Below are 7064 nucleotides of genomic sequence, written 5' to 3'. Positions count from 1 at the left end.
AGTAGTCGTTGCGATCGAACCGCACCAGGGATAGCGAGTTCGCCCTGGCGGCCACCACCCGGCGGGCCTCGAAGGAAGCGGCCGGGACCCCGAGCATCGCCGCTCGGTCGACCTCGAGCAGCTCGGCCTTGGTCACGGCCTTGCCCCGGACCCGCCGCACAAGGTCGGCCCGGCAGGAGGCCTCCAGACGGGCGTTCAGCTCGGCGAACGAGGAGCAGGAGGGGACGGGCACCATGAAGTTGCGCCTGCCGTACCCGACGAGTGACTCCACGTGGCCCTTCTCGTTGCCCCGGCCGACCCGGCAGAAGTGGTGGGTGAACAGGAAGTGGCTCTCGAGGCGCAGGAACTCCCGGGTGAGAGCCCGCTCCCGTCCGATCACCTTCCTGACTGCGATGGTCGTGTTGTCGTACGCCGTCCGGGTGGGCACGCCCCCGAAGAACGAGAACGCGGCCACGTGGGCGGCCTGGAAGGTCTCGGTGCACTCCCTGGGGTAGGCCGAGACGTGGAAGGCGTCCGAGTACGGAAGGCTCATCACCGCGAACGCCGCCTTGCGCCGGACCCCGGCGATCTGGACGGTGGCCTGGCCGAAGTCGAACTGGGCCTCACCGGGTGGATGGGACAGAGGGACGAAGACCTCCTGGGCGTGACGTCGGTGCCGGGCCACGGCCTCTTTGACCTGGGTGATGCCGCCTTGGTAGCCGTACTCGTCCCGGAGGCGCTCGAAGATTCGCTTCGCCGTGTGGCGCTGTTTGGGGGGCGCCTCGGCATCGGAGGCCAGGATCTCGGAGATCACCGGAAGGTAGGGGCCGAGCTTGGTCCTGGGGCGAGGAGCGCTCGTTCGGTACCCCGGTGGCTCCGGATGCCAAAGGATCTTCTCGAGGGTTCTCCAGCCGATGCCGTACTCGCGGCAGGCCGAACGCTTCGACGCGCCCTCCACGAGCACCCTTCGCCGGATCTCGGTCCACTTCTGCATGTCGGTGTGCACTCCTTCTCCCCTCCTGCCGGCTTCCCTTCTGGGAAGCCTCGGGGCGAGCCCGGGCAGAACGGGGATGTCGGGTGCTGTCGTTTTCGACCGGCGTCTTCAGGCCGTGGGTGCTGTCGTTTTCAACCGGCGTTTACAGGGCCTTGCTCTCAGGGCCTGTGTACGACCTCGGACCCTGGCTCAAGGCCAACTCGCGAGGTCCTCCGCCCATACCGGAATCCCTGGTCCGTTAGCAGGGCGATAGCATGAGTCATGGCCCCGGCACGCGGTCCCGGTCCCCGGCGGATCTGGACGGCCACGTCGCGAACCCTACCCGAGTGAGGTGGCTACTTCACCCACAGCTGGTCGATGAACGTGCCCCACTGCGGGTTGTGCTGGTAGTTGCCGACCCGAGCGGAGACGAAGTCCAGGCCGGCCTGGTTGAGGACGAACACCCACGGCGCGTCGAGCGAGACCCGGCGGTCGATGGCTGCCCACAGGCCGCTGGCGGCGGCGGGGTCGGTCGACTGGACCGACAGCGCCTGCTCGATCTGGCGGTCCAGCGCCGGGTCGCACAACTGGGCGATGTTCTGGTTCCCTTCCGATCCGGGCACGAAGCTGGCGCACCGCATCAAGTTCATGAAGTTGGAAGGGGCCGGATAGTCCGACCCCCAGGCGGCAAACGCGGCCTGGACCCGATTGTTGGAATTGCTGACGAACTGGAAGTACTTGGTGGGGTTCGCGATGGTCCGAAGCGTGGTCGGATACCCGAGGCCGTTCATCTCCGAGACGAGGAGCTTCGCCAGGGCGACGCTGGGCGGGCCGTTCGTGGTGGCCCACACGGTCACCCTGGTCCCGACCGTGTGCGAGGCGGCGATGAGCCGCTGGGCCCGGGCCAGGTCCGGAGCCGTCCACGTCCCGCCGGGCCCCGGGTTGAGGGTGTAGGGGCAGTACGGCCGGTAGCCGGGGAAGCTGGGGGGGATGAACTGGCACGTGGGGAGGGCCGGCTGGAGCGCCGTGACGGCCGCGGCACGGTCGAACGCGTAGTTCAGCGCCCGCCGCACCCGGACGCCGCCGAAGGGGGCCAGGTTCGTGTTCAGCGCGATGCCGAACGTCGCCGGCTTCGGATACAGGTGCACCTGATCGGTGAACCGCGACGTCAGTTCGTCCAGCCGGTCGGGTGGGGGCCCGTCGAAGTCGTAGTCCGCGCGGCCCTGTTCGACCTGGGTCACGGCGGCCTGCTCCCCGACGTCGATCCGCCACACGATCCGGTCCGGGTAGCCGTCGGGTTGAGCCGCCGGCGACCACTCGTGGAACTGGGGGTTGCGAACGAGCACGAGGTTCCCGACCGGGTCGTCCTTCGTCCCCGGCCGGTAGCTCTGGATCATGTAGGGCCCGGTCGCGGGGGCGAATCGGGCGGGGTCGGGGTCGGGGGTTCCTGCGGGCACGACGTCCGCGAACGGGAGTGCCAGCTTGTACAGGAACTCCGAGTCGGGCGCCGTCAGGTGGATGGCGACGGTTCCGGCCGCGTCGTCCGTCACGATCCCGGCCGAGAGGTCACACGTGGCGGGGTCATTCGCGCAGGCGGCGCCACCCACGATGCCCTGGTAGTAGCCCACGCCGACGGCGGCCGAGTGCGACCGGAACACCCGCTCGATGGAGGAGCGGACGTCTACAGGCTTCACGACCTGGCCGTTCGAGTAGTGGATCCCCGGGCGGAGCTGGAACGTGTACGTGGTTCCCCCGTCGGTCGGCGCGGGGATCGAGGTGGCGAGATCCGGGACGATCGACGACCCGTCAGGGCCTCCCACGCGCTTGAAGGCCACGAGGCCGTCGTTGGTGACGATCACGACCCCCCAGGAGGAGGTGGAGTAGGAGACCGCCGGGTCGATCGCTTTCGGAAACGGCGGGGTGCTCGACACCAGCTGAAGCGTCCCGCCTCGATGCGCGGTGCCCGCCCCCCGCGCGGTCACCCACAGCGACCCGCCGATCACTGCTGCCGCCTGCGGAGCGTTCCCCACCCGGACCGCCGACGTGCGACCGGTGGCCGCATCGAGCCTGGACACGGTGCCGTCGAACTCGTTGGTGACCCACACGGCGCCGCCGCCGATCGCAACGCCGAGGGGCCCGTCGCCCACCGGGCTGGTGTCCGTGACGATAGCGGTGGCGGGGTCGATCCGGGACACCGTCCCGTCGAGGTTGCTCGTGACCCATACACCGTCCTCGCCCACCGCGATCCCGGCCGGGCCGTTGCCGACGTGCACGACGGCCGTCACCACGTTCGTGGCCGGATCGATCCGAGAGACCGTCCCGTCGCCGCTGTTGGCCACCCACACGGACTCCCCCACGCCCACTCCCACGGGGCGCGACCCCACCTGGATCTCCCGGACCACCTCGTCGGTGTCCGGGTCGATCCGGGACACCGTGTCGTTGTCCGTATTGGCCACCCACACGGCACCGTCCCCGACGGCGATGCCGGTGGGACCGTTGCCCACCGTGATCGTCTTCACGATCGTGTTCGTGGCGGGGTTGATCCGCAGGACCCTCCGGCCGTCGCTGTCGGTGACCCAGACGGCTCCGAACCCGGCCGCGACCCCTGCCGGGCTACCCCCGACCGGGATGGTCTGGACCACGGCTTTCGTCTTCTGGTCGATTCTCGAGACGGTTCCTCCCGATGCGTTGGCCACCCATACCGATCCGAACCCGGAGGCGACGGCGGATGGCCTGGACCCGACCGGGATCACGCCGGTCAGCTTGCCCGTGCCGAGATCGATCAGCCCGACGGAGTCGGCTTCGATGCCCGTGAGCCGCGGCTGCCTGGCGCGCTGGGAGTGACCGCCACCTCGGAGGACGAACGGAAGGGTGGCCGCCACCACGGCGATCACCGCGATCACGGCCCCGATCGGGAGGTACCGCCGCCACGAACGCCGCGACCGCGGCGGCGCGTGGAGCGACGGGGCCGCGGTTCCGGTCGGGGCCGTTCCCACCAGCGCCTCGCGCGCGTCCTGGGCCAGCGCCCCAGCGCTCTCGTATCGCTCCTCCGGTCGCTTGGCCATGGCCTTCGCGACCACGGGGTCGATGGCAGGAGGAAGCTCTGGCCGCTTGCCCGTCAGCACAGGCGGCGGCTCGTTCACGTGGGCGTAGAGCACGGCGACCTCGGAGGGCCGCGTGTAGGGCGGTTCACCGGTCAAGCACTCGTAGAGCACGCAGCCGAGGGAGTACACGTCGGCCCGCTGGTCCACGGCGTCCCCTCTGACCTGCTCGGGAGCGGCGTAGTCGACAGAGCCCATGAACTGGCCGGTCTTCGTGTGCCGAGTGGCGACCTCTCGCCTCTTGATCAGGCCGAAGTCGGTGAGGTAGGAGTGGTCACCTTCCCCTACCAGGATGTTCCCGGGCTTGACGTCCCGGTGCACGAGGCCCTTGCGGTGGGCGGCGTCGAGGGCAGAGGCGACCTGGGAGACGATGGTGACGGTCCGGTCGGGTGGGACGGCCCCTTCATCCTCGATCAGCCTGGTCAGGTCCGTTCCCTCCACGTAGCGCATGGCGATGAACAGGACCTCGTCTGACTCTCCGGCCTCGTAGATGGGGACGATGTTCGGATGGTCGAGCGAGGCGGCGAGTCGCGACTCCCTCGTGAACCGGTCCCGGAACTGCTCGTCCTCGGCAAGCTCGGGGGTCGAGGAGCTTGAGGGCCACCTTCCGTCCGAGCCGGGAGTCCTCCGCCAGGTACACCCGGCCCATGCCGCCCCGGCCCAAGAGCCGCTCGACGCGGTACCCGGCGATGGTCGTACCGATGCGGGAATCCGTGGTCATCCTCTGCCCCGAGGAGGTTTGTACACCTTCTTAGCGCTGGTGTGTGGAAGGCTCGGCGCAAGCTCGAATCAGGCGTCTCCCGCTTCTGACGGGCCGGCCGGCCGTTCGCCTCCTCGACTCATGGATGGGTTCCCCAAGCTGCCTCTTCCCAGTCGTCTTTGGGCGTCAGTGGCCCAAGCACGGTCACGTCGCTCCCGTCGGGAGCCATCGTGAGCAGCTGGAGAGGTGCCGAGGTCGCGACGATTCGCCGGGTGAACACGATTCGTGTCCCATCCGGGGACCATGAAGGCTGGAACGACGCCGCCCGCGTGGGCTTGCGCAGGGACGCGGGAACGGGCGGGAAGCTCGGCGGAGAGATGGGGACCGGGACATTGGAGAGTAGCGTCAGGCCCGTTCCGTCGGTCCCGATCACGTAGATCTCCGCAAGAGGATCCTCGCAGCAATTGTCGCCGCTCTGGAACAAGATCGTGGTGCCATCCGGGGACCATGAGGGATCGGTGGCGTCGAGCTCCCATGGCGTCAATTGGCGGAGACCGCTCCCATCCAGGTTCACTACGAACAGGGCCGACAGCTCGCTGGAAACCCCCTGCCGCACGAACACGATCTGCGTGCCGTCGGGCGAGTAGTCCGGCTCCATGTCAACGTACGCGGCCTGGTCCTCGGTGATTGGACGCATCTCCCCGGTGGCGAGATCGAGGACGAAGATCCGGGTGGAGATTCCCGGCCCCTCGCGGGCCGCCAGGGCCAGGTGGGCGCCGTCGGGAGACCAATCGGGAGCAAACTCGGCGCCGTCCCCGCTGGTGACCTGCGTGAGCCCGGTGCCGTCCGCGTTGGCGGTGAAGATGTGTCCGCCTTCCGTCCACCACGGGGCCGGGATGCCTTCCTGGACCAACCACACTCTTCCGCTGTCGAAGGCGATGGTCGAACCGTCCGGCGACCAGTCCGGATGCTCGGCCTGGGTGCCCGCCACCAACCGGAAGTCGCTGCCGTCAAGCGCCACCGTGTAAAGGTAGTCCGTAGCTTCGTACGCGTGCTCCTTGGCCACGTAGACGTACGCTCCCGCATCCGGGGAGACGAACGCGATCCGACCGTTGGTGGCTGGGACATCGGTCGGAGTCTGGGCGGGCGTGGTCCGCCCGACACCTCGAAGCGCCTGCACGCCGCTCAACGTGCCGAACGCGGCCACGGCGAGGACCACCACTGCGATCACGCTGTTCCTGATGAGCCGCTTCCTGGCTCGTCCCAGCGCCCCCGGCGGCACGACGTTCTCCTGGGGCACGTCATCTGCCAGCAGGCGGAGGAGCTCCCGGATGTCGTCCCCGGCCGTGTCAGTCCGCATCTTCGTCACCTCGGATGTCGTCTCGGAGAGCCTGCACGCCGCGAGTGACGAGCGATCGCACCGTCCCCGGCCGGCACCGCAGGATCTCCGCGATCTCGTGCTCGGGAAGATCCTCGTAGAACCGGAGGACGATGGCGGCCCGCTGCCTGGCGGGAAGTGCAAGCAATGCTTGGCGCACGGCCGCGCGCGTGGCCACGTCGGGCTGGTGCTGGCTGGGACGGGGCGCCCGTGCCTCCCGCGTCAAGTACGCTCGCTCCACGGAGCGACGGCGGAAGTAGTTCCTCGAGATGTTGACGATCGTTCGCCGCAGGTAGGCGTCGAATGCTGCGCGGTCTCGGAGGTGAGCCAGCCGGCCCACCAGGCGCGCGAACGCTTCCTGGACGAAGTCCTCGGCCAGCGCTAGGTCGCCGGTGAGGAGGTACGCGAGACGGCGGGCGTCGGGGGCGTGGGCCAGGTAGAGCTGGGCCAGTCCGCCCCCGGTGGATTGGGCGGTCGGGTCGAGCCGCTCGGTCACGGTCGCTTCCTCGCTCACGGCTGTAAGGACACGCGAGGGAAGCATCCTGCTGCGTGACGCCGGAAGTCGAGACATCGGACTGGGGTCAGGAGCTGGGGAGGAAGGAACGCACGATGTCCCGAGACATCACATCGTGCCCCCGGCAGTGTCTGGTTTCACGACATAGTTCCTCCCGGACGCTGCTCTTAGCCTCGATCCACCGTTTGGAATGACTCCCCGACCACCGGGGCCCCGCTGAGTAGGCAAGAGACCGTCACCGAACGGTGAACGCGTCCCGGGTGACCCGTGCGACGGCGTTGTGTCGTGCAGCGGTGGGTCCGAACCAGCGCGTGCGCGGAACGGGGCGCGCCGGAGGAGCGGATGGCACCGCACCGATGGAGAAGGGGTACTCAGGCGAGGAGCGGCAGTGCCCGCAACCGAACGATGGCGGTGAGGAA

The 7064-nt window shown here is 68.9% G+C and carries 4 protein-coding genes; all 4 read right to left on the bottom strand.

Annotated elements, in window-relative coordinates; translation table 11 throughout:
* Positions 1 to 985 (bottom strand): IS21 family transposase (gene istA, locus M3Q23_00535; GenBank protein ID MDP9340603.1); only part of this gene is annotated, 985 nt, incomplete at its 3' end.
* 323 nt (positions 986 to 1308) lie between these two features.
* On the bottom strand, positions 1309 to 4764 hold the full coding sequence (locus M3Q23_00530; protein ID MDP9340602.1) for an ABC transporter substrate-binding protein: 3456 nt from the start codon (positions 4762 to 4764) through the stop codon (positions 1309 to 1311).
* 128 nt (positions 4765 to 4892) lie between these two features.
* On the bottom strand, positions 4893 to 6113 hold the full coding sequence (locus tag M3Q23_00525; GenBank protein ID MDP9340601.1) for a hypothetical protein: 1221 nt from the start codon (positions 6111 to 6113) through the stop codon (positions 4893 to 4895).
* Positions 6103 to 6627: a SigE family RNA polymerase sigma factor gene (locus tag M3Q23_00520; protein MDP9340600.1), complete on the bottom strand. Its 525-nt coding sequence runs from the start codon at positions 6625 to 6627 to the stop codon at positions 6103 to 6105. Before M3Q23_00520 ends, M3Q23_00525 begins: the two co-directional genes overlap by 11 nt.
* Between the last annotated feature and the right edge of the window lie 437 nt (positions 6628 to 7064).

Source organism: Actinomycetota bacterium, assembly GCA_030774015.1.
Classification (GTDB): Bacteria; Actinomycetota; UBA4738; order UBA4738; family JACQTL01; genus JALYLZ01.
This window is presented reverse-complemented; position numbering and strand designations above follow the sequence as displayed.

Excerpts from the sequence above, each read along its gene's own strand:
- M3Q23_00525 (MDP9340601.1), bottom strand. The coding sequence starts at position 6,113 with ATGCGGACTGACACGGCCGGGGACGACATCCGGGAGCTCCTCCGCCTG.